General features: G+C 71.6%; 19 protein-coding genes. 11 read left to right on the top strand and 8 right to left on the bottom strand.

What is annotated here, in order from left to right; translation table 11 throughout:
- Nucleotides 1–29: 29 nt before the first annotated feature.
- A complete protein-coding gene (locus tag QUC20_RS11995; RefSeq protein ID WP_289330011.1) occupies nt 30–1,454 on the bottom strand; it encodes an O-antigen ligase family protein in 1,425 nt (474 codons plus the stop codon).
- 71 nt (nt 1,455–1,525) lie between these two features.
- On the opposite strand from QUC20_RS11995, the gene manA reads away from it, so the two are divergent.
- The 4 genes from manA (at nt 1,526) to QUC20_RS11975 (ending at nt 7,477) form a co-directional block, all read left to right on the top strand.
- Nucleotides 1,526–2,695 carry a mannose-6-phosphate isomerase, class I gene (manA, locus tag QUC20_RS11990; RefSeq protein WP_289330010.1) on the top strand — a complete coding sequence of 390 codons (1,170 nt, stop codon included), beginning with the start codon at nt 1,526–1,528 and terminating at the stop codon, nt 2,693–2,695.
- A gap of 145 nt (nt 2,696–2,840) precedes the next feature.
- Nucleotides 2,841–3,161 (top strand): WhiB family transcriptional regulator, encoded by a 321-nt coding sequence (locus tag QUC20_RS11985; protein WP_023955405.1) that lies wholly within the window; start codon nt 2,841–2,843, stop codon nt 3,159–3,161.
- Nucleotides 3,162–3,251: 90 nt separating this feature from the next.
- Nucleotides 3,252–6,089 (top strand): glycosyltransferase family 2 protein, encoded by a 2,838-nt coding sequence (locus QUC20_RS11980; protein WP_289330009.1) that lies wholly within the window; start codon nt 3,252–3,254, stop codon nt 6,087–6,089.
- Nucleotides 6,086–7,477 (top strand): DUF5719 family protein, encoded by a 1,392-nt coding sequence (locus QUC20_RS11975; RefSeq protein WP_289330008.1) that lies wholly within the window; start codon nt 6,086–6,088, stop codon nt 7,475–7,477. The genes QUC20_RS11980 and QUC20_RS11975 overlap by 4 nt, the downstream gene beginning before the upstream one ends.
- A 6-nt stretch (nt 7,478–7,483) precedes the next feature.
- On the opposite strand, the gene QUC20_RS11970 is transcribed toward QUC20_RS11975, so the two are convergent.
- A complete protein-coding gene (locus QUC20_RS11970; protein WP_120264717.1) occupies nt 7,484–7,924 on the bottom strand; it encodes a metallopeptidase family protein in 441 nt (146 codons plus the stop codon).
- An 80-nt stretch (nt 7,925–8,004) separates the two neighbouring features.
- On the opposite strand from QUC20_RS11970, the gene QUC20_RS11965 reads away from it, so the two are divergent.
- A complete protein-coding gene (locus tag QUC20_RS11965; protein WP_120264718.1) occupies nt 8,005–8,211 on the top strand; it encodes a DUF3499 family protein in 207 nt (68 codons plus the stop codon).
- On the opposite strand, the gene QUC20_RS11960 is transcribed toward QUC20_RS11965, so the two are convergent.
- The gene (locus tag QUC20_RS11960; RefSeq protein WP_120264719.1) at nt 8,201–9,043 is read right to left on the bottom strand and encodes an RDD family protein; all 843 of its coding nucleotides are present in this window, start codon (nt 9,041–9,043) and stop codon (nt 8,201–8,203) included. The genes QUC20_RS11965 and QUC20_RS11960 overlap by 11 nt on opposite strands.
- A gap of 16 nt (nt 9,044–9,059) precedes the next feature.
- On the opposite strand from QUC20_RS11960, the gene QUC20_RS11955 reads away from it, so the two are divergent.
- From QUC20_RS11955 to katG, 3 genes are read left to right on the top strand one after another with little or no spacing between them, the layout of a single operon-like run.
- The gene (locus QUC20_RS11955) at nt 9,060–10,055 is read left to right on the top strand and encodes a stage II sporulation protein M (RefSeq protein WP_120264720.1); all 996 of its coding nucleotides are present in this window, start codon (nt 9,060–9,062) and stop codon (nt 10,053–10,055) included.
- A gap of 55 nt (nt 10,056–10,110) precedes the next feature.
- On the top strand, nt 10,111–10,548 hold the full coding sequence (locus QUC20_RS11950) for a Fur family transcriptional regulator (RefSeq protein WP_289330007.1): 438 nt from the start codon (nt 10,111–10,113) through the stop codon (nt 10,546–10,548).
- Nucleotides 10,549–10,587: 39 nt separating this feature from the next.
- The gene (katG, locus tag QUC20_RS11945) at nt 10,588–12,933 is read left to right on the top strand and encodes a catalase/peroxidase HPI (RefSeq protein WP_289330006.1); all 2,346 of its coding nucleotides are present in this window, start codon (nt 10,588–10,590) and stop codon (nt 12,931–12,933) included.
- A gap of 457 nt (nt 12,934–13,390) precedes the next feature.
- On the opposite strand, the gene QUC20_RS11940 is transcribed toward katG, so the two are convergent.
- Genes QUC20_RS11940 through QUC20_RS11920 form a run of 5 tightly spaced genes read right to left on the bottom strand, consistent with a single transcriptional unit; the run spans nt 13,391 to nt 18,775 of the window.
- Nucleotides 13,391–14,692, bottom strand: coding sequence for a DUF58 domain-containing protein (locus QUC20_RS11940; protein ID WP_289330005.1), 1,302 nt, complete (start codon nt 14,690–14,692; stop codon nt 13,391–13,393).
- Nucleotides 14,693–14,698: 6 nt separating this feature from the next.
- On the bottom strand, nt 14,699–15,664 hold the full coding sequence (locus QUC20_RS11935; RefSeq protein WP_120264724.1) for an AAA family ATPase: 966 nt from the start codon (nt 15,662–15,664) through the stop codon (nt 14,699–14,701).
- Nucleotides 15,661–16,803 (bottom strand): DUF4350 domain-containing protein, encoded by a 1,143-nt coding sequence (locus QUC20_RS11930; protein WP_289330004.1) that lies wholly within the window; start codon nt 16,801–16,803, stop codon nt 15,661–15,663. The genes QUC20_RS11935 and QUC20_RS11930 overlap by 4 nt, the downstream gene beginning before the upstream one ends.
- A 44-nt stretch (nt 16,804–16,847) precedes the next feature.
- The gene (locus QUC20_RS11925) at nt 16,848–17,480 is read right to left on the bottom strand and encodes a DUF4129 domain-containing protein (protein ID WP_289330003.1); all 633 of its coding nucleotides are present in this window, start codon (nt 17,478–17,480) and stop codon (nt 16,848–16,850) included.
- On the bottom strand, nt 17,477–18,775 hold the full coding sequence (locus tag QUC20_RS11920) for a DUF7847 domain-containing protein (protein WP_289330002.1): 1,299 nt from the start codon (nt 18,773–18,775) through the stop codon (nt 17,477–17,479). Before QUC20_RS11920 ends, QUC20_RS11925 begins: the two co-directional genes overlap by 4 nt.
- 142 nt (nt 18,776–18,917) lie before the next feature.
- Here QUC20_RS11920 and mtrA point away from each other — a divergent pair, with 142 nt between their 5' ends.
- Genes mtrA through QUC20_RS11905 form a run of 3 tightly spaced genes read left to right on the top strand, consistent with a single transcriptional unit; the run spans nt 18,918 to nt 22,949 of the window.
- Nucleotides 18,918–19,598 carry an MtrAB system response regulator MtrA gene (gene mtrA / locus QUC20_RS11915; RefSeq protein ID WP_120264728.1) on the top strand — a complete coding sequence of 227 codons (681 nt, stop codon included), beginning with the start codon at nt 18,918–18,920 and terminating at the stop codon, nt 19,596–19,598.
- Nucleotides 19,599–19,605: 7 nt separating this feature from the next.
- Entirely contained in the window at nt 19,606–21,276 is a 1,671-nt protein-coding gene (gene mtrB, locus QUC20_RS11910; RefSeq protein WP_120264729.1) for an MtrAB system histidine kinase MtrB, read from the top strand.
- On the top strand, nt 21,273–22,949 hold the full coding sequence (locus QUC20_RS11905) for an LpqB family beta-propeller domain-containing protein (protein ID WP_289330001.1): 1,677 nt from the start codon (nt 21,273–21,275) through the stop codon (nt 22,947–22,949). Before mtrB ends, QUC20_RS11905 begins: the two co-directional genes overlap by 4 nt.
- The last annotated feature ends 58 nt before the right edge of the window (nt 22,950–23,007 follow it).

The following is a 23,007-nucleotide window of genomic DNA, read 5'->3' as shown; positions in this document are numbered from 1 at the left end:
TCAGATTAGCCGGAGGGCCCTGAGAGCACTCAGGGGCTGCGGACAGGCTCCCGCTGGTCGGGGAGACCGTCGCCCTGCTCCGCGTCGAGACGCTGCTCGGCCGGCCCGCGTCCGACGAGCGGAGCCTGCTTGATCTTGAAGGCGAACAGGATGATGAGGAACCACCCCCAGTTCAACAGCGGCGCCGACTCGGCGAGGCCCTGGACGAGGAGGATCGTCGCGACGAGCGAGGGGACGAGGGTCAGGGCGCTGTAGGGACGATCGGCGACGAGATCCCAGCGCGGGCGATCGACCGCGAAGAACCACGAACGCCAGATGAAGGCCAGCAGTGCGAGCCCGATCAGCGCGACGCCGATGTACCCGAGCTGGAGCGCGACGTCGAGCCACATGTTGTGCGCCTGCATGACGCTCACGCCGTGATCGACGATCCAGCCGTCGAAGGCAGGGTCGGAGGGCACCCACGGTGTCGAGTAGCCCCATCCGATCACCGGGCGCTCAGCGATGCGTTCGCCCACGGCATCCCAGATCCGCTGCCGGCCCGTCAGGTCAGAGGACCGGCCGAGGAGCCCGAACACCGTGTCGCGCGTGAGCCAGACGGCCGCGCCCCCGATGCCGGCGACGGCCACGTACATGATGTAGAACCGCGTGCGCTCGCCGGGGCGCCGGGCCGTGCGCATCAACAGGATCGTGACGAGGACGACCGCCACCGCGACGGCGCACAGGAACGCGGTCGCCGATGCCGCGCGCCAGAAAAGGAACAGGGCGAGGGCGGTCCACAACCCGAGCAGGAATCGCCGCGGTGCTCCCGAGGCGATCCTCACGATGAAGACGATGATCGCCAGGAGCGCGATGTACGCGAGCGGGTTGGCGTTTCCGAAGATGCCCTGCAGTCGCCCCCCGTTGAAGAGGTTGTCGCGTGACCAGAGGGTGATCGCATGCCCCGCGTAGTCGGGGTCCGGGCGCGCGAACCCCGGCAGGATGTCGCCGCGCCAGATGAGCGCGACCCACAGCTCGAAGACGATCGACAGGCCGAGCATCCATTTCAGCGCCGCGGCGACGGCACGGAGGATCTCTCGCCACGTCAGCACCGCTCCGACGAACATCGCCTGGAGCGTCGTGGACACCAGCAGCAGCAGCGTGAGCTCTGTCGCGCCGAGCCAGGAGGACCAGAGCATCGAGGCCACCGCCCACGCGACATAGGCGAGCGCGAACCACGGCAACCGGCGCCACTGCACCCGCGGACGCAACGACACCCAGAGGATCGCCGATACGACGCCGGTGGCGACGACGACGATGGCCGCGCCCGTCGACCCGAAGGCCATCAGCCAACTCGTGCCTGCCATCGACGCCGCGATGATGAAGACGCACCAGGCGCGCAGCAGCAGATGGCCGGTCGTCTCGCGCGCGGGCGCCGTTGGCGGTGCCGAGACGGGGTGGCGGGAGTGGACGGCCATGGTGCAGACAGGCTACCGCGGCGTCGCGTCTTGACAGGGGCTGGGCGGCGTCCGCGTCCTAGGCTGGGCTCGTGCTGATTCCGATCTCGAACATGGCCAGGGACTACGCGTGGGGCTCCACGACGCTCATCGCCGAGCTGCAGGGGCGGGAACCCTCGGGGACGCCCGAGGCGGAGATCTGGTTCGGGGACCACCCGGGAAGCCCGTCGCGCGTCGACGACGGCACCGGACGTCCCCTGAACCTCGTCCTCTCCGAGGCGGGCATCGCACCCCTGCCCTATCTGCTGAAGATCCTCGCTGCGGGGACGTCGCTGTCCATCCAGGCGCATCCCTCTCGGGATCAGGCGGCGGCCGGATTCGCCCGCGAAGAGGCCGCGGGCATCCCGCGGGATGCCCCGCACCGGCTGTACCGCGACGAGAACCACAAGCCCGAGATCATCGTGGCCCTGTCGGAGACCTTCCGTGCGCTGGTCGGGCTGCGGCCGATCGCCGATACGCAGCGTCTGCTCGCCTCGCTCGGCGAGGGCAGCGGTGTGGGCGCGCTCTCGGCGGCCCTTTCCCCGACCGACGCCGAGGACCAGCCCGCGGCGCTGCGCCGGGTCATCGGCTGGGCGCTCTCGGGCGAGGCATCGGATGTCGTGACCGACCTCGCCGCTGCGTTGGAGAGCTCCGCGAGCGATGAGGCCGCCTCGGAGTTCGCCGCCGAGATCCGTGTCCTCCGAGACATCGCGGGCGCCTTCCCCGGTGACGCCGGCCTCGTCGTGGCGACCCTCATGAATCTCGTCGAGCTGCGGCGAGGAGAAGCGCTCTTCGCTCCGGCCGGCGTTCTCCACGCCTATCAGGACGGCCTCGGCGTCGAGCTGATGGCGGCCAGTGACAACGTGCTCCGCGGCGGTCTGACCCCCAAGCACGTCGACGTGCCCGAGTTGCTGCAGGTCGTGAGCACCGAGAGCGGTCCGGCGCCGATCGTCGAGCCGCTCGACGTCGCGCCCGGCGTGTTCGGCTACGACGTCGGCGTGTCGGACTTCCGCCTCGTGCGCGTCGAGACGACGTTCGAAGCGGTCGCCGAGATCGCGCTCGACGGCATCGCGATCGTGCTCGCGACGCGCGGAGACATCGTCGTCGAGGCAGACGGAGACCGCGTGGAGCTCGTACCCGGCACGGCGGCCGTCGTGTCGGCGACGTCGGTGGCGATCGGCGGCGCGGGGGAGGCGTTCGTCGCTCAGCCGGGCGTGGCGTGAGCGCGCGACACGCCGATGTGTCGCCGCGAAGCTTAAACACGCGCTTGAGGGTTTACGATCCGCGACTTGACCCGGAGGAATGACACGGGTGTAATTAATCCCAGACACGCGGCTCGCGTGCCGGCCGGCGAGGAGGGAACACGATATGACGGCATACCGTTCGGGCGTTCCCGACAACTGGTTCGTCGACCCGGTCAACCTGGGCGTGCCCGGGGTGCGGCGCGTCGACACCGACGGCGACGACAACGCTCTCGCCTGGCAGACCGACGCATTGTGCGCGCAGACCGACCCCGAGGCCTTCTTCCCCGAGAAGGGCGGCTCCACGCGTGACGCCAAGCGCATCTGCACGTCGTGCGACGTGCGCGGAGAGTGCCTCGAGTACGCCCTGCAGAACGACGAGCGCTTCGGCATCTGGGGCGGTCTCAGCGAGCGCGAGCGCCGCAAGCTGAAGCGCCGCGCGGTCTGATCCCACGTCGCCGACGGCTCTCGACGAGATCGGCGACCCGCCCCGCCGCTGCCGAGCCCGCTCAGGATCGCCGCCTAGGCTTGCTCCGTCATGCCCGCCCGTGTTCACGCGCTCCTGGTCGTGCGTCCCGACGGACGCGCTCCGGCGGCCTTCCATCTCACGCGCACGCTCGCCGCGCTGCGCGATCAGACGCGCGCCGTCGACGCGCTGACCATCGTGCTCTGCGGGGGCGATGAGCGGTTGCGTGCTCTCGCCGAGGAGTCTGGCGCCGAGGCGGTGATCGCGGCGCCGTCTCGCACCGGGTTCGCCGCAGCCCTCCGGCTCGCGTCGCGCCGTATCGACGGTGACGCCGTCTGGCTGCTCGCGCAGGACGTCGCTCCGGAGCCGGAGGCGCTGCAGCGTCTCGCCGCGGCCCTCGAGACGGCACCGTCCGTCGCGATCGCCGTCCCCAAGCTCGTCGAATGGGACGACACCACCCGCATCGTCTCGCTCGGGCGCTCGATGACGAGGTTCGGCGCCGCGGTCGGCCTCGCCGACGGTGAGCACGACCAGGGTCAGCACGACGGCACAGACGACGTCCTCGGCGGCGACGTGCGCGGCATCCTCGTCCACACGGCGGCCTGGCGCGAGCTCGAAGGCGTCGACGAAGCACTCGCCGGCGCTGACGAGGGGCTCGATCTGGGGGTGCGCGTGCGGCTGGCTGGCGGACGCGTCGTCCTCGCGCCCGGGGCACGCATCGCCGTCGCGCACGACGGCGTCGCCGGATCGCCTGCGCCGCGGACGACCGGCGCCCGGGCACGAACCGCACACGCCGCGCGTGTGGCGCAGCTCCACCGGCGGCTGGTCTACGCCCCGCCGCCCGCGGTCGCCATCCACTGGCTCACCCTGCTGGCGTTGGCGCTGTGGCGCAGCATCCTCCACCTCGTCGGCAAGCGGCCCGCTCGGATCGGTCCGGAGTGGTCGGCAGCGGTCACCGTGCTGGTGCGGCTGTCGGCGGTCGCCCGCGCCCGACGTCGCATCGCGCGCCACCGTCGCGCATCCTGGTCGCAGCTGGCGCCCCTGCGGGTGAGCTCCCGCGTCATGCGGCAGCGGCTCATCGAAGACCAGCCTGCCGGCGACGGTCCCCGCCGCACCGAGCTCGGCTTCTTCTCCGGAGGCGGTGCCTGGGCCGTGCTCGCCGCGCTCGCCGTCTCGATCGCAGCGATGCCCGCCGCGCTGAGCTGGCCCTCGATCGGCGGCGGAGCGCTCGCGCCCCTCGCCGCCAACGCGGCCCGCGCGTGGTCCGAAGCCACCGGAGCGCAGCGCCCGCTCGGCTGGGATGCCGTCGGGCCCGCCGACCCGTTCAGCGCCGTGCTGGCCGTGCTCGCGTCGTTCTCGCCGACGGACCCGTCGCGCGCGCTCGTGGTGCTGTGGCTCCTGGCGCTCCCGCTCGCGGTGCTCGGCGGATGGTTCGCCGCGACCCGCATCACCGAACGTCCGGTCCTGCGCATCGTCGGCGCGGTTGTCTGGGCCCTCGCACCGATGTTCCTCGCGGCGCTGGGGGACGGGCGCCCGGCATCCGTCATCGCCCACCTCGTGCTGCCTTGGCTGGCTTTCACAGCCGCGGCTGCGCATCGGTCGTGGGGCAACGCCGGAACGGCATCCATCCTGCTCGCCGCCGTGCTGGCGTGCTCGCCCGTGCTCTCCGCACCCGTCGTGGTCATCTGGCTCTTCGCCGTGGTGCTGTCGATGGTGCTGCGAGGCCGGCGGGCGGCCTTCCGGTGGCTCTGGATCATCGTCCCGTCCGCGGCGCTGTCGGCGCCGCTCGTCTTCGAGCGACTCCGTGCGGGAGATCCGTGGTCGCTCCTGGCCGATCCGGGCATTCCGTGGAGCGGGCCCCGGTTCGCGGATGACGTCCTGGGCAGGTTCCTCCTCGCGGCGGGCTTCCCGGCCGACGCCGGCTGGGCGGCCTTCACCGGTGCCAGCGGCCCGGTGTGGTGGCTGATCCTCTTCACCGCGCCGCTGCTCGCCCTCGCGCTGGCCGCCGCCGTCTCGGCGCGACGCTTCGTCGGCATCGTCCTGCTCGCCATCGCCGGCCTCGGGACGGCGACGGCCTTCGCGGCCGCGGGGCTGGCGGTGGCCATCGACGGCACGACCGCCATCGCTCTCTGGCCCGGTGCGGCTCTCAGCCTCGCCTGGGTCGGTGTCGCCGGGGGAGCGCTTCTCACGCTCGACAGCGTCGTGCCGACTCGCGTGGTCCGCGCGGTCGCCGCGGCGACCGCGGTCGCCGGGCTCGTCATCGCCGCGGTCCCCATGCTCACCGCTCAGGCGCGGGATGCGTCGCTGGTCGGTCGCGGCGAGACGAGCACCCTCCCGGCCTTCGTCGCGGCCGAGGGCGCGAACTCGCCCGGGCTCGGCACGATCGTGCTCACCCCGACCGACGACGGTGTCGCGGTGGACGTGGTGTGGGGTGGCAGCGCGACCCTCGGCGGCCAGTCGACGCTCGTCACCGCACGCACCGAACTCACGGATGCCGATCGGGAGGCGGCGCAGATCGCCGCCGACCTGGTCGCCGACACCGCGAACGACGTCGTCGCGCAGCTGCGTGACCACGGCGTCGCGTTCATCCTGCTCGCCTCGTCCGAGGATGAAACCGCGACCGCTCGCAGCACACGGCTCGCCGCAGCGACCGCGCTGGGCAGTCGTGACGGCCTCGACGCCGTCGGATCGACCGACAAGGGTGAGCTGTGGCGCCTGTCGGGAGACGTCGCTCCCCGCGCCGAAGCTCCGACGACGGCGCGCGCCGTGACGTCGGTGCTGTGGAGCGGCATCGCGGTGGTGTTCGCGGTGGCCCTGCTCCTCGCCCTGCCCACACGCGGCAGCCGGTCGGCTTCGCGGGCGGCACCACGCCTCGTGGGGATACGAGCGCTCCGCAGGAGGGACCGATGAACTCGCGAACCGCACTCGTGACCCGTCTCGCCGTGGGCGCGGTGGCCGCCGTCGTCGTCGGAGGCGGCGTCATCGCCGCCGCAGCGGCCCCCTGGCCGACCTTCGCGCGCGAGCCCATGTCGCTCGATGTCGTTCCCGAGGCGGCGCGTTCGATCGCCGCGTGCGACGGCCCGCTCCTCGCTCTCGGCCGCGACGCAACGGCGGCGGGCGCGATCACCGTCGCGGCAGTATCGAGCGTCGTCTCGGCGACGGACGGCGCAGAGTCGACGGCGTACACGCTCGCGACCCCCGATCGAACGGGCGACGGAGCGTCACCCGAAGCCTTCTCGGCAGAGCCGACGGACGGTGCGCCGACCGATCTCGGCGCGGCGTCTTCCGCGTCCCTCGATGACCCTGATCTGCGCGGCCTGGCGGTTTCGGCCTGCACGCGGCCCGCGATGGAGTCGTGGCTGGTCGGCGGATCGGCCGCCACGGGGGCGAGCGACCTCGTGCTCCTGACGAACCCGGGTGATGTCGCGGCGACCGTCGATCTGAGGGTGTTCGGTGCTGACGGAGCCCAGGACCCCGTCGCGGGGCGCGACATCGTCGTGGCCGCTCGCTCGCAGCGCGCCATTCCCCTCGCGGCGCTTCGCCGCGGCGAGCAGAGTCCCGTCGTGCAGGTCACGGCGCAGGGAGCCCCGGTGCGGGCATCCCTGCAGTCGGCACTGACGCGCACGCTCATCGCCGGTGGCGTCGACCAGGTGGGGGCGAGTGCCCTGCCGGCGACGCAGCAGACCATTCCGGCCGTGATCGTCACCGTCGCCCCCGATTCCGTCGCCTCGGCGGGCGGACTGTCGGTGCGGCTCATGGCGACTGCGGCCGACACCTCCGCGAACGTGACCGTCCGCTCCGTCGCCGATGGGAGCGTGGTGTCGCAACAGGACGCGATCGCCGTGACCGCCGGGCGACCGGTCGAGCTCGAGGTGACGGGGATGCCCGTCGGCGACTACACCGTCACCGCGACCGCATCCGATCCTCTTGTGGCCGCAGCGTGGACCTCGACCGACCAGGCGGCGCCGGCTGATTTCGCCTGGGCGGTCGCCGCGCCGCTCGTCGACGCTCCGACCCTCGTCGCCGTCGCATCCGGTCCCGCGCCGTCGCTCACCCTGACGGCCGATCAGGACACCGTCGCGACGCTGACCCCCATCGCCGGCGGAACGCCGCAGACAGTGCAGCTGGCAGCAGGGCAGTCCGGCACGATCGACGTCGCGGCGGGGACCGTCTACCGACTCGACCCCGGCACCGGCGGCATCCGCGGCTCCGTCGGCTTCTCGGCAGCCGGACAGCTCGGGACGTATCCCGTGACGGGGTCGGCCGCAGCAGCGGCCGAGCTCACCGTGTATCCCTGACCCGGGTCAGAGGAAGCGGAACCGGTCGGGTCCGAGGTCCCAGGGATCGCGGTCGAGGTATTCGGCCGCCGCACGGAAGACGCAACTCTCGACCATCATCCGGCGGTGCAGATCGTCGTTGCGGTGCAGCCGGTTCAGGCGCTCGATGGGCAGGCGATAGAGCACGATGCGCTTCTCGTTCGCGAAGACCTGCCAGCGCGGGATGCCGTCCTCGTCGCTTGCCGCCGGCATGCCGGCGACTTCGAATCGCACCTCGCGCAGCTCGGGCCACGCGCTCCGCAGAAACTCCGCGGCTGTCCCGACCGAGAGATCGAACCGCTCGGAGCGCGTCTCGAGGGGCGGGAGCGGGGGGCGAACGACCGGGCTGCGATCATCGCGGCCGTGTCGCCCGTGGCGCGACGGCCGGTTCCGCCGAGGCGGCACGGCTCGGGAACGACGCCGGATCATGAGGCCATCCTATGCGGCCCCGGACGCCGGCCCGGCGCGGCATCCGATCGTGCCGCGTCTGCGGCGTTACGGTGGACGGGATGCGCGAGAGACTGTGTTCGAAGGTGGGCTGCGCCCGCGAGGCTGTGACGACCCTGACCTTCGACTACGGCGATCAGATGGCCGCTCTCGGCCCGCTGGGAGGCGGCACCGACCCGCACGCGCACGACCTGTGCGCCATCCACACCGAACGACTCTCCGTGCCCAAGGGATGGGTCGTCATTCGTCACGAGACGCTCAAGATCTGACGGGGAACCCGCGCGGAGTCTCGGTGGCTGCCCCGACGAGCGCGCGCGCCCGGTCATCGATCCGGGTGATCGCGGCATACTCCCGATCCCGGCGAGCTGCGACGACGGCCCGGACGAGGGATTCGGGGTCGGTCTGCGGCAGAGGCGAGACGAACGGTGCGACCTCGGCGGCGATCATCGTCGCAGAGCGCTGTCGAGCCCCGGGCTCCATTCCCTCGGCCGAGCGGGCGAACTGCGTCGCCCGTCGCGCGACACGGTCGGGCAGCCTCGCGACATCGGCGACCTCGGCCCATTCCCGCAGCTCGGCGGGAATCGGGCCGGCAGGATGCGGCAGGCGCGGAGCGCGCGTGCGCTCGCAGTAGGTCCCCGCGACCATGTCGCCCAATCGGGTCGAGCGCGGCGTGAACGCGGCGACCACCCCGGCGAGTGCTCCGAATGTGAACCAGATCTCCAGTACTCCGACGAGGGCGCGGATGAATGCCTGCCGGAACCCGGTGGCGCCGCCGTCGGTGCGCACGATGCGGCCGCCGACCGCGAGCTTGCCGAGACTGCGCCCGTGGGTGAGGGTCTCGATCGCCGTCGGGATGACGACCAGCACGAGGACGAGGGCTGAGATGACCAGGATCCCCGACAGGTTCTCGAGGCCGAAGCCGCCGACGAGGAGGCCTCCGACGAAGGAGAACAACAACAGCAGCACGATGCCGCAGAGGACGTCGATGAGCACGCCGAGCGCGCGGAGGAAGAAGCCCAGGGGCTGGACGTCGAGCGCGACCGCCTCACCGGTGAGGATCTCGTCCTGACGGATCTGCGCCGGGGGAGCGGGCGTGGTCATGGGTACAGTTAAGCAAATGGACCTCGACGCCCTGGTCGCCGCGCGTCGCGCCGAGTGGGATCGGCTCGACGCGCTCGCGCGTGCCCGCCGGCTGTCGAGCGCCGAGGTCGACGAGCTGGTGACGCGCTATCGTGCCGCGTCCGCCGACCTCGCCGACATCAAGACCTCCGCCGGCCGCAGCGTCGAGGGAGACCGGCTGTCGATGATCCTCTCGCGCGCCCGGCTGCGCCTCACCGGCGCGCCCGAGAACGTCCTGCGACTGCTGCCGCGCTTCTTCGTGCAGCAGCTGCCGGCCGCGCTCTATCGCGTGCGCTGGACGACGCTCGCGGTCGCGGTGGCGTTCATCGCCATCAGCTCGCTCGTGGCGTTCTGGGTCTCGGGCGATCCCGCCGCGGTGGCCGCCCTGGGGTCGCAGGCCCAGCTCCAGCAGTACGCCGAGAACGACTTCACCGCCTACTACAGCGACAACCCCGCGGCGGTGTTCGCCGGCACCGTGTGGACGAACAACGCCTGGATCGCCGCGCAGTGCGTGCTGTTCGGGATCACCGGGCTGTGGCCCGTGATGGTGCTCATGCAGAACGCGGTGAGCATCGGTCAGGCGGCGGCGATCCTCATCGCGTTCGACCGGGGAGACGTGTTCCTGCTGCACATCGCCCCGCACGGGCTGCTCGAGCTGACGTGCATCTTCGTCGCAGGTGCGACGGGTCTCCACATCTTCTGGGCGTGGGTCGCACCGGGGCGGCGGAGCCGCGGCGAGGCGCTCGCCGCGGCGGGACGCTCGCTCGCGACGGTCGCGATCGGGCTGATCCTGGCGCTCGCGCTCTCCGGACTCGTCGAGGGTTTCGTCACCCGTCAGCCGTGGCCCTGGCCGCTCAAGATCGGGATCGGCGCCCTCGCACTCGGCGTCTTCCTCGCCTACATGCTGGGACTCGGGCGGATCGCCGCGCGACGAGGCGAGACGGGTGACCTCACGGAGTATGAAGCGGGGACGCCGCGCCTGGTCGCCGGATGAACCCGTCGCATCGGGTTAATTTGATCTGATCAAAAATAAAAGCTACGATCGCAGCATGACGATCGCGACCGCCCCCGAGGCCATCCGCGCCTTCGGTCTGCGAGTCACCGAGTCTCGCGCCGCCGTCTACGCCGCGCTCCACGCGCGACCCCACGCGAGCGCCGACGAGGTGTACACGGCCGTCGCGGATCGGATGCCGCAGGCCAGCCGGCAGTCGGTGTACAACGCCCTCAACGATTTCGCCGACGCGGGCCTCGCCCGTCGCATCGAGCCCGCCGGCCGCTCCATGCTGTTCGAACTCCGCGTCGGCGACAACCACCACCATCTCGTCTGCACCGCATGCGGCCGAGTGGAAGACGTCGACTGCGCCGTCGGGCACACGCCGTGCCTGCACCCGTCCGACGACCACGGCTTCGAGGTCGCCTCGGCCGAGGTGACCTACTGGGGGCGGTGCGCGGAATGCGCCTCATCCGCGACCCCGGCGGCATCCTGAACTTCTCTCTCTCCCGAAACCCCCAACGGAAGGATCCCCATGAGCGATCGCGACCCGCAGTCCGCGCCCATCGGCGAGGACGTGACCGACACCGACCAGGCGGTCACCCCCATCGACACACCCGAAGACGAGCGCGGCGACGGTGAGACCCGGCCGCGTTCCAACGACGCCGGCGGCTGCCCCGTGATCCACGGCGGCGAGCAGGGACAGGGGCACGGCCACGGCTCGCACGGCGGACAGCCCCACCCGACGGTCGGCAACGCCAACCACGTCTGGTGGCCGAACCAGCTCAACCTGCGCATCCTGAAGAAGAACCCCGCCGTGGCCAATCCCGTCGGCGAGGACTTCGACTACAAGGCCGCGTTCGAGGCCCTCGACCTCGCCGCCGTGAAGAAGGACATCGAAGAGGTCCTCACCACCTCGCAGGACTGGTGGCCGGCCGACTTCGGCCACTACGGCCCGCTCATGATCCGCATGGCCTGGCACTCGGCGGGCACGTATCGCGTCACCGACGGCCGCGGCGGCGGCGGGGCCGGTCAGCAGCGCTTCGCCCCGCTGAACAGCTGGCCCGACAACGTCAACCTCGACAAGGCCCGGCGCCTGCTGTGGCCCGTCAAGAAGAAGTACGGCCAGTCGATCTCGTGGGCCGACCTCATGATTCTCGCCGGCAACGTCGCGCTGGAGTCGATGGGCTTCTCGACCTTCGGCTACGCCGGCGGTCGTCCCGACGTCTGGGAGCCGGACGACGACGTGTACTGGGGTCCCGAGACCACGTGGCTCGCCGACGAGCGCTACTCCGGCGACCGCGACCTCGAGAAGCCGCTCGCGGCGGTGCAGATGGGCCTCATCTATGTCAACCCCGAAGGCCCGAACGGTGAGCCCGACCCGCTGAAGTCGGCGCGCGACATTCGCGAGACGTTCGGCCGCATGGGCATGAACGACGAGGAGACCGTCGCCCTCATCGCCGGTGGTCACACCTTCGGCAAGACCCACGGCGCGGCTCCGGACTCGAACCTCGAAGACAACCCCGAGGCCGCAGGCGTCGAGATGCAGGGCCTCGGTTGGAAGAACAACTTCGGCACCGGCCACGGCGACGACACGATCACGTCGGGACTCGAGGTCACCTGGACCTACCACCCCACGCGCTGGGACAACGAGTTCTTCCACATCCTCTACGCCTACGACTGGGAGCCCATGCGCAGCCCCGGCGGCGGACACCAGTGGCGTCCCGTCAACGGGGCCGGTGCCGACATGGTGCCGCTCGCGCACTCGAACGGCCGTCGCGAGCCGCGCATGCTCACGAGCGACCTCGCGCTGCGAATGGATCCTGCCTACGACGAGGTCTCGCGCCGCTTCAAGGACGACCCGGTGGCCTTCGGCGACGCGTTCGCCCGCGCCTGGTTCAAGCTCACGCACCGTGACATGGGCCCCATCGCGCGCTACCTCGGTCCCGAGGTGCCGCAGGAGGAGCTCATCTGGCAGGACCCGCTTCCCGCCGTCGACCACGAGCTGATCGATGACGCGGATGCCGCCGACCTGAAGGCCCGCATCCTCGCGACCGACCTGACCGTGAGCGAGCTCGTCTCCACGACGTGGGCAGCAGCCTCGACCTTCCGAGGCAGTGACAAGCGCGGCGGCGTCAACGGCGCCCGCATCCGTCTCGCCCCGCAGAAGGACTGGGAGGCCAACAACCCGGCCCAGCTGCAGCGGGTGCTGGGTGTGCTCGAGAGCGTGCAGGCATCGTTCAACGACGGCCGCACCGACGGCAAGAAGGTCTCGCTGGCCGACCTCCTGGTGCTGGCGGGCAACGCCGGTGTCGAGAAGGCCGCGCGTGACGGTGGTGTCGACGTGACGGTTCCCTTCCGTCCCGGCCGTACCGACGCAACTGCCGAGCAGACCGACGAGCTGTCGTTCAGCCACCTCGAGCCGGTCGCCGACGGCTTCCGCAATTACTACGGCCCGAACGCGGTGCTGCCGGCCGAGCACCACCTCATCGACAAGGCGAACCTGCTGACGCTGAGCGCGCCCGAGATGACGGTGCTCGTCGGTGGCCTCCGTGCCCTGGGAACGAACTACGACGGATCGTCGTTCGGCGTGTTCACCGAGCGTCCGGGGGTGCTCACGAACGACGTGTTCGTCAAGCTGCTCGACCTGGGCGCCACGTGGAAGCCGCTCGACCCGGGGTCGCACGCCTTCCGCGGTGTGAACGCCGACGGGTCGGAGATCGGCATCGGCACGCGTGTCGACCTGCTGTTCAGCTCGAACTCCGAGCTCCGCGCCATCGCCGAGGTCTACGCCTCGGATGACGCGAGCGAGAAGTTCGTGCGCGACTTCGTCGCCGCGTGGACCAAGGTCACCGAGCTCGACCGGTTCGACCTGCGCTGATCCGCGGCATCCCTTCGAAGGCCCGTCCCGATTCTGCGGGGCGGGCCTTCGTCGTCTGGGCTTTGTGTGGGGCGGGGTGGCTGGGTGAGGGGGAGACTCTGGCTTGGGTTGGCAGATGGTGCCCGATCGCGCGCTGGGTGTGGGCGCGAGCTGCCAAGCGAGCGGGATGCTGGTGGTGCGGGGTGGCCGCGTGGCCGGGGCGCCTGCTCGCCGGAGGTTGGGGCGCGCTGCCACAGGCTCTTGGGTTGGCAGTTGGCGCCGCTTCTCTGAGCCCGAGGGGGCGCGAGCTGCCAGGTGAGGGGGAGACGCTGGCCTGGGTTGGCAGATGGTGCCCGATCGCGCGCTGGGTGTGGGCGCGAACTGCCAAGCGAGCGGGATGCTGCGAGGCGGGTTGACAGTTGCTGCCCTCTCTCCGCGGTTGAGCGGCCGCGCTCAGAGCCCAGCACCGGGGCACCGCTCAGAGGCGGCCCGCGGCCTTCAGCGCGAGGTAATGGTCGGCAACCGCGGGCGGGAGGGCCTCCGGGGTCGCGCTGAGGGCTTCGCCTCCGGCACGGCGGATCGCGCCGGCGACCAGTTCGGCGTCACGCGTGGCGTGCGCGATGGCCGCCTCACGGTAGACGTCTTCGGCGAGGCGCTCGGCCGGTGCCGGCTCCGGGGCGTCCTGCGCCGAGCCGACGAGCACGGTCGTGCGCTCGGTCAACGACGGCAGAGCTCCGAGGAAGCCCCGGGCGGCGTCGGGGGCGTCTTGCGCGGTCAGCAGCACCACGAGCGAGGGGCGCGACGTCAGCGCGCGCACCTCCGTGAGTACGGCGTTCCAGTCGGTGTCGATGAGTGTCGGCTCGACCGGCGCCATCGCGTCCACGAGGGCGGGCAGCAGCCGTGGACCGTCGATGCCCGTGACCCGCGCGCGCCGAGCTCGGTCGAACATGAGCAGGTGGACGTGGTCGCCCGCACGTGCGGCGAGAGCGCTCAGCAGCAGCGCCGACTCCATCGCTGCATCCAGACGGACACCGTCGCCCACGCGTGACGCGCTCGTGCGGCCGGTGTCGATGACGATCACGACGTGACGATCGCGTTCCGGGCGCCAGGTGCGCAGCATGGTCGTCCCCGCTCGGGCGGTCGCACGCCAATCGATGGAGCGGACGTCGTCACCCCGCACGTACTCGCGGAGGCTGTCGAATTCGGTTCCGCGCCCGCGTACCTGAACGCTCGTGTTGCCGTCGAGCTCCCGTAGGCGGGCGAGGCGCGACGGCAGGTGCCGGCGCGAGGCGAACGGCGGCAGCACCCGCAACGCCCCCGGCGCGGCGATCACGCGTTGCCGTCCCGCGAGCCCCATCGGACCGCGACTGCGCACCGCGATGAACGCCGAGCGCAGCTCACCGCGACGTCGGGGCAGCAGTGGCATCGCGACGGCTCGACGCTCGCCGGCGGGGATGTCGATGGTCGCACGGGCCTCGCCTGCGCCGGCGGTCGGCTGCCAGCCGTCGCGCAGATCGCCGCGGATGCGGCGGGGTCCGCGGTTGCGCAGCAGGAGGCTCGTCTCGACGCGTTCGCCCGCCCGCGCCCGGGAGGGGATGCGCCGCTCGATCTCGATGTCGCGCAGCGGGCCGGCCAGCACGGTATCGACCACCGCGAGGATGATGCAGAGCCCCGCCCATGCGAGCGCCGTCCACGCCGCGTCAATCCCCGCCGCGGGGGCGAGGACGACGGGCACGACGCCGAGGGCGACGAGCAGCACGAACAGGCCGGAGAGGAACACGGCGACTCAGATCGGGACGCGTGTCTGCTGCAGCACGGAGGTGAGGATCGTGTCGGGGGAGACCCCTTCGATCTCGGCATCCGGCCGAAGCTGCAGCCGATGGCGCCAGGCCGGCACGAGCATGGTCTGGACATGGTCGGGGGTGATCGCCGGGTACCCGCCGAGCCACGCCCACGCCTTGGCGGCGGCGAGCAGCGCGGTCGCGGCGCGCGGGCTCGCCCCGAGCTGCACCGAGGGGGACTGCCGGGTCGCCCGGGCGAGGTCCACGACGTACCCGAGGACGTCGTCGGAAACCTCCACCGCGGCGGCGGCCTGTTGAGCGGCGCGGATCTCGGCTGCCGTGACGACGGCCGAAACGCCCGCGGTCTCGAGCGACCCGGGCCGGAAGCCGTCGGCGTGGCGGCGCAGCACCGAGATCTCGTCGTCGCGCGCGGGGAGGTCGATGACGAGCTTGAGCAGGAAGCGGTCGAGCTGCGCCTCGGGAAGGGTGTAGGTGCCTTCGTGCTCGACGGGGTTCTGCGTCGCGGCGACGAGGAACGGGTCGGGGAGGGGGCGGGAGACGCCGTCGGCCGAGACCTGACGCTCCTCCATCGCCTCCAGGAGGGCGGCCTGCGTCTTCGGCGGCGTCCGGTTGATCTCATCCGCGAGCAGCACGTTGGTGAAGACCGGTCCGGAACGGAACTCGAACTCGCCGGTACGCGCGTCGTAGACCAGTGACCCGGTGACGTCGCCCGGCATGAGGTCGGGAGTGAACTGGATGCGGGTGGTGTCGAGGCCGACGGCTCGGCTGAAGGTACGCACGAGCAGCGTCTTCGCGACGCCGGGCACGCCTTCGAGCAGCACGTGCCCGCGGCCGAGGAGCGCGATGAGGAGGCCGGTGACGGCTCCGTCCTGCCCGACGACGGCCTTGCCGACTTCGAGCCGGACGCGGTTCATCGCTTCGCGGAGGTCGCCGGGTGCGGTCTCGCTCATGGGGTGTTCCTTTCGGGGCGGACGGATCGGAGGACTGCTGCTTCGACGTCGCGCAGACGGTCGGCGGCGTCGACGAGTTCGCGGTCGTTTCGGGGGAGGTCGTCGAGAAGGATGCCGCGGACGCGCGTGCGGTCGTCACCGATGCGGCTCGCGGCGGCATCGGCGATGGCGCTGGCGTCGGCTGAGCCGAGCCCCAGCGACCGGGCGATGCGGCGGAGCGCCTCGCGCCGCAGCTGGTCGAGCGCGTGCACGGGGTCGGCTGATGCCGCGTACAGGCGCGCTCGGCCCTCGGTGGTCTCCGACGCGCGGACGGTCACCGGCAGGTTCTCCGCCACGAGCGGGCCGAAGCGGCGGCCGCGCCAGACGGCTGCGGCGACGACCGAACCGAGCAGGAGCAGGATCGCCGGAGTCACCCACGCGGGCGTGAGCTCGCCCAGCGACGGGGCCGCGGTGATGGAGCCGTCGCCGATCGACGGCAGGTACCAGACGACGGCGCCGGTCGCGCCCAACAGGTTCAGCCCGAGCGCGGCGTTGCCCTCGTCCGCCAGTCGCTGGTTGACCAGCAGAGCCGTGGCGTCCACAGCGACGACGCTCGCCGCGTCATCGACGGAGGCGACGAGCCCGTAGCCCGATGCGGCGGGGTAGCAGGCGTGGTCCACCCCCTCGCCGGTGAACACCTCGCCCGGGCTGACGGGGCCGCTGATGTCGGCGGCGGGCAGGTCGCAGTCGGGCTCGACGGTCGAGCCGTCCGTGAACCCGGCGCTGCGTGCATCTCCCAGCAACAGGCGCAGATCGCGCGTTCGCGGCTCGAGCAGGACGACACCGGCGGCGGCATCGCGCAGCTCCAGGATGTCGTCGTCGTCGAGGGGTGCGGTGTCGGCGATCGCGAGCGTCGCGCCGTTGCCCTCGAGAGCCTGCAGAGCCGCCGCTCGATCGCGTGCGACCGTGACCTCGACGCCGCGGTCGCGCAGCAGCGCGGTCAGGGCGCGCGATCCTTCGGGGCCGGCTGCATCCGGGTCGAGGAGCCCCTGTGCGGGCATCGTGTTGATACCCGCGACGGCTGCGACCGCGATGCCCGCGACGAGGAGGCCGGCTGCCACACCCGCCCAGCCGAGCACGGCCCGGGACCGCCGTCGCACAGACCCAGCCCCAGGCGCAGGCGCCACCGTCGCCGCTGTGACGCTCATACCGGCACCTGCGCTCGTGCCGTCGCGAGACGCTCGTCGAGAGCGCGCACGGAGGCGTATGCCGCGGCGGTTCCGGGCCGCCGCAAGTACCGCACGTCGTCGAAGACCCGGGCTGCCCGGTCGAGATCGTCGCTCTCCGCCGGGAAGATGCGTCCTGCGTCGGCGGCGAAGCGGTGCACCGTCGTACCGGGAGCCGGGTCGACGATCGTGCGCTCCGCGAGCCCGCGCGCGAGGGCCCGCACACGCAGGACGATCGCCTCGTCCCACGCGCCGCGGCTCGCGGCATCCTCTGCGTCGGCACGCAGCTGGGCGGCGCTGCGCGTCTCGTCCTCGCCGAAGAGGAACACGCTCGCGCGCGAACGCACGACCGTCCGTGGCCGCCCCCAGATCAGGATCGCCACGCCGACGAGCAGCAGAAGGACCACGATCGCCCCGACGGCGAGCCACGGCCCGAGCGTCGCGGGGACCTGCCCGCTGAACAGGGCGCCGAGGAACTCGACGACGCCGCGTGCGAAACGGTCGATGGGCGTCGGCTCCGCCTCTTGGTAGGCGGCCTTCGACAGCTCCGCCTCCGCCCACCGACGGGCTTCGTCGGGGTCGGGGGCGACCGGTGTGCCGATGAATCTCATGCGCGGTCAGCGCCCGGAGCGGTCCAGTCGGTCGATGACGGGCGATCAGCGGATGCGGCGGGCGTCTCCGCGCCCGGGCCCGGTTGCGCTGAGGGGGGCGACTCGGGGGATGCGGGCGGCGCGGGCTGAACCGGCTGATATCCGGGCTGCGACGCCGGCGGCGGGGGATAGCCGGGCTGCGGCGCATATCCGGGCACCGGTGCATAGCCGTAGCCCGGCTGCGCACCGGCGTACGTCGGCTGCTGCCAGCGGCCGTCCAGCGTGCGACCGACGTTGCGGCGATAAGGGTCGGGGGCGGCGACGCCGGCATCGCGCTGGTCGACGTACGACGACAGGTCGAGGTCGAGTCCTTCGCGCCGCATACGGCAGTCGATGTACACGAGCGCTCCCGCGGTCGACTGCACGATCACGGCGATGGTCTGGATGAGGGTCACGAAGGCCTGCGCCAGGAGCGTGCCGACCAGCAGCGCGATGATCTGGCCGGGCTCGGGGTCGCCGGTGGGGGTGATGACCGAGGTGAGCCCCATCGTGACGAACGAGAACGGCACGCTGACGACCTGGGCCAGGACCCCGAAACTCATCGAGATGATGACGATGATGCCGAGCGTCGGCCAGAACCGACCCCGGGTGAGTCGCCACGATCGAGCGATGGCGCCGAAGACGGTCGCCTGCTCGAGGACGATGACCGAGGGCACCAGCAGAAGCTTCGTGCTCAGCCAGAGGCTCAGCGGGATCGCCGACAGGCCCAGGACGACGGCCAGGATGATTGCGGCGGGGCCGACGCTCACCGCGAGCCCCACGATCCCGGCGGCGAGGATGCCGACGACGACCGCGACGATGAGGAAGACCAGGGCGGAGTATCCGATCAGCCGCCACGCCACGGGCTTCACGCGACGCCACAGTGCCCCGAGGGTGTGCTTCTCGGCGACGACAGCGTGCGCGACCTCGCTGACCACGACGCCTTGGACGAGGACGCCGAGCGCCCCCGAGGCCAGAGACAGCACGAGCGCCGTCGCCCCGCTGATCGCGATCGAGCCGGCCAGGACGGTCTCGAACTCCTCGGTACCGGGCCGCATCGACGCGAGCCTGCCGAAGGTCGCGAAACCGACCGCGACGATCCCCGCGGTCGCCACCAGGATCGCGACGGTCTGCACGACCAGGGCGAAGCCCAGCAGGACCTTCGGATTCTGGCGCAATGCCGAGAACGAGCGTCCCAGGATCACCCCGAACGAGAGCGGCTGAAGCGGGATGATGCCGGGACGCGGCGCCGGCGTCCACGCGGGGTATGACGTCACGATGCACTCCTGGAACAGTCGGCTCGGTCGAACCCATCGTGTCACACGAGCGCGCAGCATCCGGAGTCGACGGCGCGCGGGTCGGGTACGGTGAGTACGCGCACGTCGCGCGCGAGCCCGAGCCGAAAGACGAACGCCGCCCATGACTTCTCGCATCCTGGTGGTCGATGACGACACCGCCCTGGCGGAGATGATCGGCATCGTGCTGCGCACCGAGGGGTTCGACACCGTGTTCTGCGCCGATGGCGCGGCGGCCGTCGAGACCTGGCGCACCGAGAAGCCCGATCTGATCCTGCTCGACCTCATGCTCCCCGGTGTGGACGGCATAGAGATCTGCACCCAGGTGCGGGCCGAGTCCGGCGTGCCGATCATCATGCTGACCGCGCGCACCGACACCGCGGACGTCGTGCGCGGCCTCGAGTCGGGAGCCGACGACTACATCGTCAAGCCGTTCAACCCCAAAGAACTGGTCGCCCGTATCCGGACGCGGTTGCGTCCCGCGGTAGCGTCGGCGTCGGAATCGCTGCGCATCGGCGACCTCGTCGTCGACGTCGAGGGCCACGAAGTCCGGCGCGGCACCGACGTGATCGCGTTGACGCCCCTCGAGTTCGAGCTGCTCGTCGCGCTCGCCTCGAAGCCGCAGCAGGTGTTCTCGCGCGAGATGCTGCTCGAGCAGGTCTGGGGCTATCACTACAAGGCCGACACGCGTCTGGTGAACGTGCACGTGCAGCGGCTGCGGGCGAAGGTCGAGATCGATCCCGACAACCCGCGCATCGTGACGACCGTCCGCGGCGTCGGCTATCGCGCCGGCGCCGTCATCTGACGATCCGATGCCTATCCGCACCGTCACGACGGCGACGGTGGCGACGCACGGCTGGCGGTCGTGGGGGCGTCGACTCGCCCGCACGTGGCGGCGATCGCTGCGATTCCGCACCGTCGCGATCACGCTCGGCGCCACCGCGCTGACGATCACCGTGGCGCTGGTGTGGATGTCGCTGGCGATCCAGAACGACCTCTTCGAGTCGCGCACCTCGCAGCTGCTCGCCGAGGCTCAGCGCGCGACGCAGTCGGCCCAGGCGACGCTGGATGCCGCTGAGGTCGGGGGCGACGTCGTGGCCGTCGACAACCTCATGGAAAGTGTGCGCACCTCCATCCAGCGGCAGTCGTCGACCGACCGCATCGCGGCGTTCCGGATCTCATCGGAGCCGTCGGCCATCGCGCCCCAGGATTTCGACTCGGCCGGCCTTCCCGCCGACCGCATCAGCGACGAGCTGCGCGCGCAGGTGCAGAGCGACGACGAGCTGCAGTGGTGGCAGCCCGTCGGCTTCGCCGCATCCGGGGGCGGTCAGGTGCCCGGCATCGTGGTGGGGCAGCAGATCGTCCTACCCGAGGTGGGGGCGTACGAGCTGTACCTCGGCTACGACCTGGCGGGCGAGGCGCAGACCCTCGGGTTCGTCCAGATCACCCTGTGGATCGTCGGCGTCGGACTGGTCGTCCTCATCGGCGCGATCTCGTGGATCGTGCTGCGCTCGGTCACCGAGCCGATCGCGCAGGCCGCCGAGAGCAGTTCGCGGCTCGCGGCGGGAGATCTCGCCGTACGACTGCAGGTGCGCGGCGAGGACGAGTTCGCGACCCTCGGACGGTCGTTCAACGCGATGGCCGACAGCATCGAGGCGCAGATCAAGGAGCTCGCCGAGCTGTCGCAGGTGCAGCAGCGATTCGTGTCGGATGTCTCGCACGAGCTGCGAACCCCGCTGACCACGATCCGTCTCGCCTCCGACATGCTCAACGATCGACGCGAGGACTTCGATCCGGTGGCGGCCCGCGCGGCCGAGCTGCTGCACGACCAGGTGCACCGGTTCGAGGTGCTGCTGACCGATCTGCTCGAGATCAGTCGCTACGACGCGGGCTCGGTTCAGCTGGAGAGCGAGCCGACGAGCATGACGCAGCTCGCCGAAGACGTCATCGCCTCGATGGCTCAGCTCGCCGAGCAGCACGGGAGCGATGTGCGCCTCGTCGCCCCGGGCGGATACTCGCCCGTGGAGATGGACCCGCGACGCGTGCGCCGGATCGTCCGCAACCTGCTCGGCAACGCGATCGAGCACGGCGAGGGCAGACCGATCGTGGTGAGCGTGGACAGCGATGCCCGCGCGGTGGCGATCGGGGTGCGCGACTACGGCCTCGGGATGCGGCCGGCCGACACCGAGCGCGTGTTCGATCGCTTCTGGCGCGCCGATCCCTCCCGCAAACGCACCATCGGCGGCACCGGCCTCGGACTGTCGATCGCCCTCGGCGACGCCCGGTTGCACGGCGGCACCCTCGCGGTGTGGTCCGAACTGGGTCGGGGGACGAACTTCGTGCTCACGATTCCGCGACGCAGCGAGCCCCTCGACGGTCACTCGCCGCTCCCGGTCGATCCCGGGGAGGATGGCGTACCCTTCGACGATCTGGGGCTGACCCAGCCGATCTCCCTGCCCCGTCCCGCGAAAGGCTCGTCGTGAAGCGTCTTCGCCCGGTCGTCGCCGTCGTCGGGATGCTGTTCGCCGTCCTGCTGACCGCCTGCACGGGGCTGCCGACCTCGGGCCCCGTCGTCGCGGGGGCTCCGATCGATCAGGAGGCCGGCGCGGTCGACTTCTCCTTCCTTCCCGACGATCCGCCGCCGGGAGCGACGCCGCAGCAGATCGTGGCGGGATTCCTCGCGGCAGGGTCTGGGCCCCGCGACGACTGGGGGACGGCTCGGCAGTTCCTCGCCCCCGAATTCCGGTCATCGTGGCAGCCGACCGCCCGCGCCACGATCGACCTTCCCGGCGAGCGGGTGTTCACCGTCGCCGGTGACGGGACGGTCACCGTCTCGATCACACCCGAGGCCGCCGTCGATGCCACCGGGGCGCTGTCGGTGACCGATGGCGGGTCTATGCCGCTGGACTTCTCCCTCGTCGAGGTGGACGGCGAATGGCGGATCTCGGACGCCCCCGACGGCGTCGTGCTCGACCGGGCACGGTTCCAGGCGGTCTTCCGCGAGTACTCCGTGATGTACTTCGACCGGTCGTGGTCCTACCTCGTGCCCGACCGTCGCTGGTTCCCCGCGACGAACGCGGCGACGCACATCGCGGAGGCACTGATCGACGGCGACCCGAGCCCCTGGCTGTCCGGCGCGGTCTACTCGGCGTTCCCCGAGAGCCTCGAGCTCGCGACGCGCGCGGTTCCGCTCGAGGGGGGAGTGGCCCAGGTGCCGCTGTCGCAGTCGGCGCTGGCGATCGTGCCCGAGACCCGCAACCGGATGCAGGCGCAGCTCGACGCGAGCCTGCAGTCGGCCGGCATCCGCGGTGCCCAGATGTCTGTCGATGGCGAGCCGGTCGCCGCTCAGGCCGTGGACGTCCGGCCCATCCGGGTCGATGTGCGGCCCGCCGTGCTGACCGAGGACGCCTTCGGCTTCCTCTCCGGCTCCGAGATCGAGCCGCTGCCGGGCTTGTCCGACGTCATCCCCGACCTCGATCCGGAATCGATCCAGGTGGGGGCGGATCGCAGCGCGGCCGCCGTCCGCACATCCTCCGGCGCCGTCGTGCGGGTGCGCGATGACGCGACCTTCGAAGTCGTCGACGAACGAGCAGGGCTCATCGATCCCACGATCGATCCGCAGGGCTTCATCTGGAGCGTGCCTGCCGGCGCTCCCTCGGGTCTGACGGCGACGGGTGCGGACGGCACGGTCGTCTCGATCGCGAACGCATGGCCGGGTGCGTCGCAGATCTCGAGCATCGAGGTGTCGCGAGACGGCACCCGCATCGCCGCGCTCGTGCGCGACGGCTCGCGCCCGGCCCTGTGGATCGCCGGCATCCTCCGCGACGACGACGGCGCTCCCGCCGGTCTCGGTGACCGTGAGACGGTGGCGCAGCTCCCGGGCACCGGAATCGACGCGAGCTGGGTCGACGGGTCGACGATCGCGGTCCTCGCCGAGGACGGCGACGCCGACGTCGTCATCTCGCAGTCGGTCGGCGGGTTCGGGGAGGAGCTCACGGCACCGCTCGGCCCCGTCGCGATCGCGGCGACGAACCAGCTGCGAGCCGTGCGTCTCCTCGACGGGGAGGGCGTGCTCTATGCGCAGAAGGGGCAGGCCTGGCCGACGGTGGCGGGCGGCATCCGAGTCCTCGCGTCGCAGCAGGGCTCGCCCCGCTGACTTCTCCCCGGCGACGACGCAGGCGTTCTCCTCCCCCGCTGCGGGACTCGCGGCGGTC

The sequence above is a fragment of the Microbacterium arborescens genome, from assembly GCF_030369635.1.
Taxonomy (GTDB): Bacteria; Actinomycetota; Actinomycetes; order Actinomycetales; family Microbacteriaceae; genus Microbacterium.
Note: the sequence above shows the minus strand (reverse complement) of the source record. Positions and strands in the feature narration are given on the sequence as shown.

What these genes read in the sequence shown, in the direction of transcription:
- QUC20_RS11925 (WP_289330003.1), bottom strand. Translation starts at nt 17,480, where the DNA reads ATGAGATTCATCGGCACACCGGTCGCCCCCGACCCCGACGAAGCCCGT.
- QUC20_RS11975 (WP_289330008.1), top strand. Translation starts at nt 6,086, where the DNA reads ATGAACTCGCGAACCGCACTCGTGACCCGTCTCGCCGTGGGCGCGGTG.
- mtrA (WP_120264728.1), top strand. Translation starts at nt 18,918, where the DNA reads ATGACTTCTCGCATCCTGGTGGTCGATGACGACACCGCCCTGGCGGAG.
- QUC20_RS11935 (WP_120264724.1), bottom strand. Translation starts at nt 15,664, where the DNA reads ATGAGCGAGACCGCACCCGGCGACCTCCGCGAAGCGATGAACCGCGTC.
- QUC20_RS11960 (WP_120264719.1), bottom strand. Translation starts at nt 9,043, where the DNA reads ATGACCACGCCCGCTCCCCCGGCGCAGATCCGTCAGGACGAGATCCTC.
- QUC20_RS11955 (WP_120264720.1), top strand. Translation starts at nt 9,060, where the DNA reads ATGGACCTCGACGCCCTGGTCGCCGCGCGTCGCGCCGAGTGGGATCGG.
- katG (WP_289330006.1), top strand. Translation starts at nt 10,588, where the DNA reads ATGAGCGATCGCGACCCGCAGTCCGCGCCCATCGGCGAGGACGTGACC.
- QUC20_RS11950 (WP_289330007.1), top strand. Translation starts at nt 10,111, where the DNA reads ATGACGATCGCGACCGCCCCCGAGGCCATCCGCGCCTTCGGTCTGCGA.
- QUC20_RS11995 (WP_289330011.1), bottom strand. Translation starts at nt 1,454, where the DNA reads ATGGCCGTCCACTCCCGCCACCCCGTCTCGGCACCGCCAACGGCGCCC.
- mtrB (WP_120264729.1), top strand. Translation starts at nt 19,606, where the DNA reads ATGCCTATCCGCACCGTCACGACGGCGACGGTGGCGACGCACGGCTGG.
- QUC20_RS11980 (WP_289330009.1), top strand. Translation starts at nt 3,252, where the DNA reads ATGCCCGCCCGTGTTCACGCGCTCCTGGTCGTGCGTCCCGACGGACGC.
- QUC20_RS11985 (WP_023955405.1), top strand. Translation starts at nt 2,841, where the DNA reads ATGACGGCATACCGTTCGGGCGTTCCCGACAACTGGTTCGTCGACCCG.
- QUC20_RS11965 (WP_120264718.1), top strand. Translation starts at nt 8,005, where the DNA reads ATGCGCGAGAGACTGTGTTCGAAGGTGGGCTGCGCCCGCGAGGCTGTG.
- QUC20_RS11970 (WP_120264717.1), bottom strand. Translation starts at nt 7,924, where the DNA reads ATGATCCGGCGTCGTTCCCGAGCCGTGCCGCCTCGGCGGAACCGGCCG.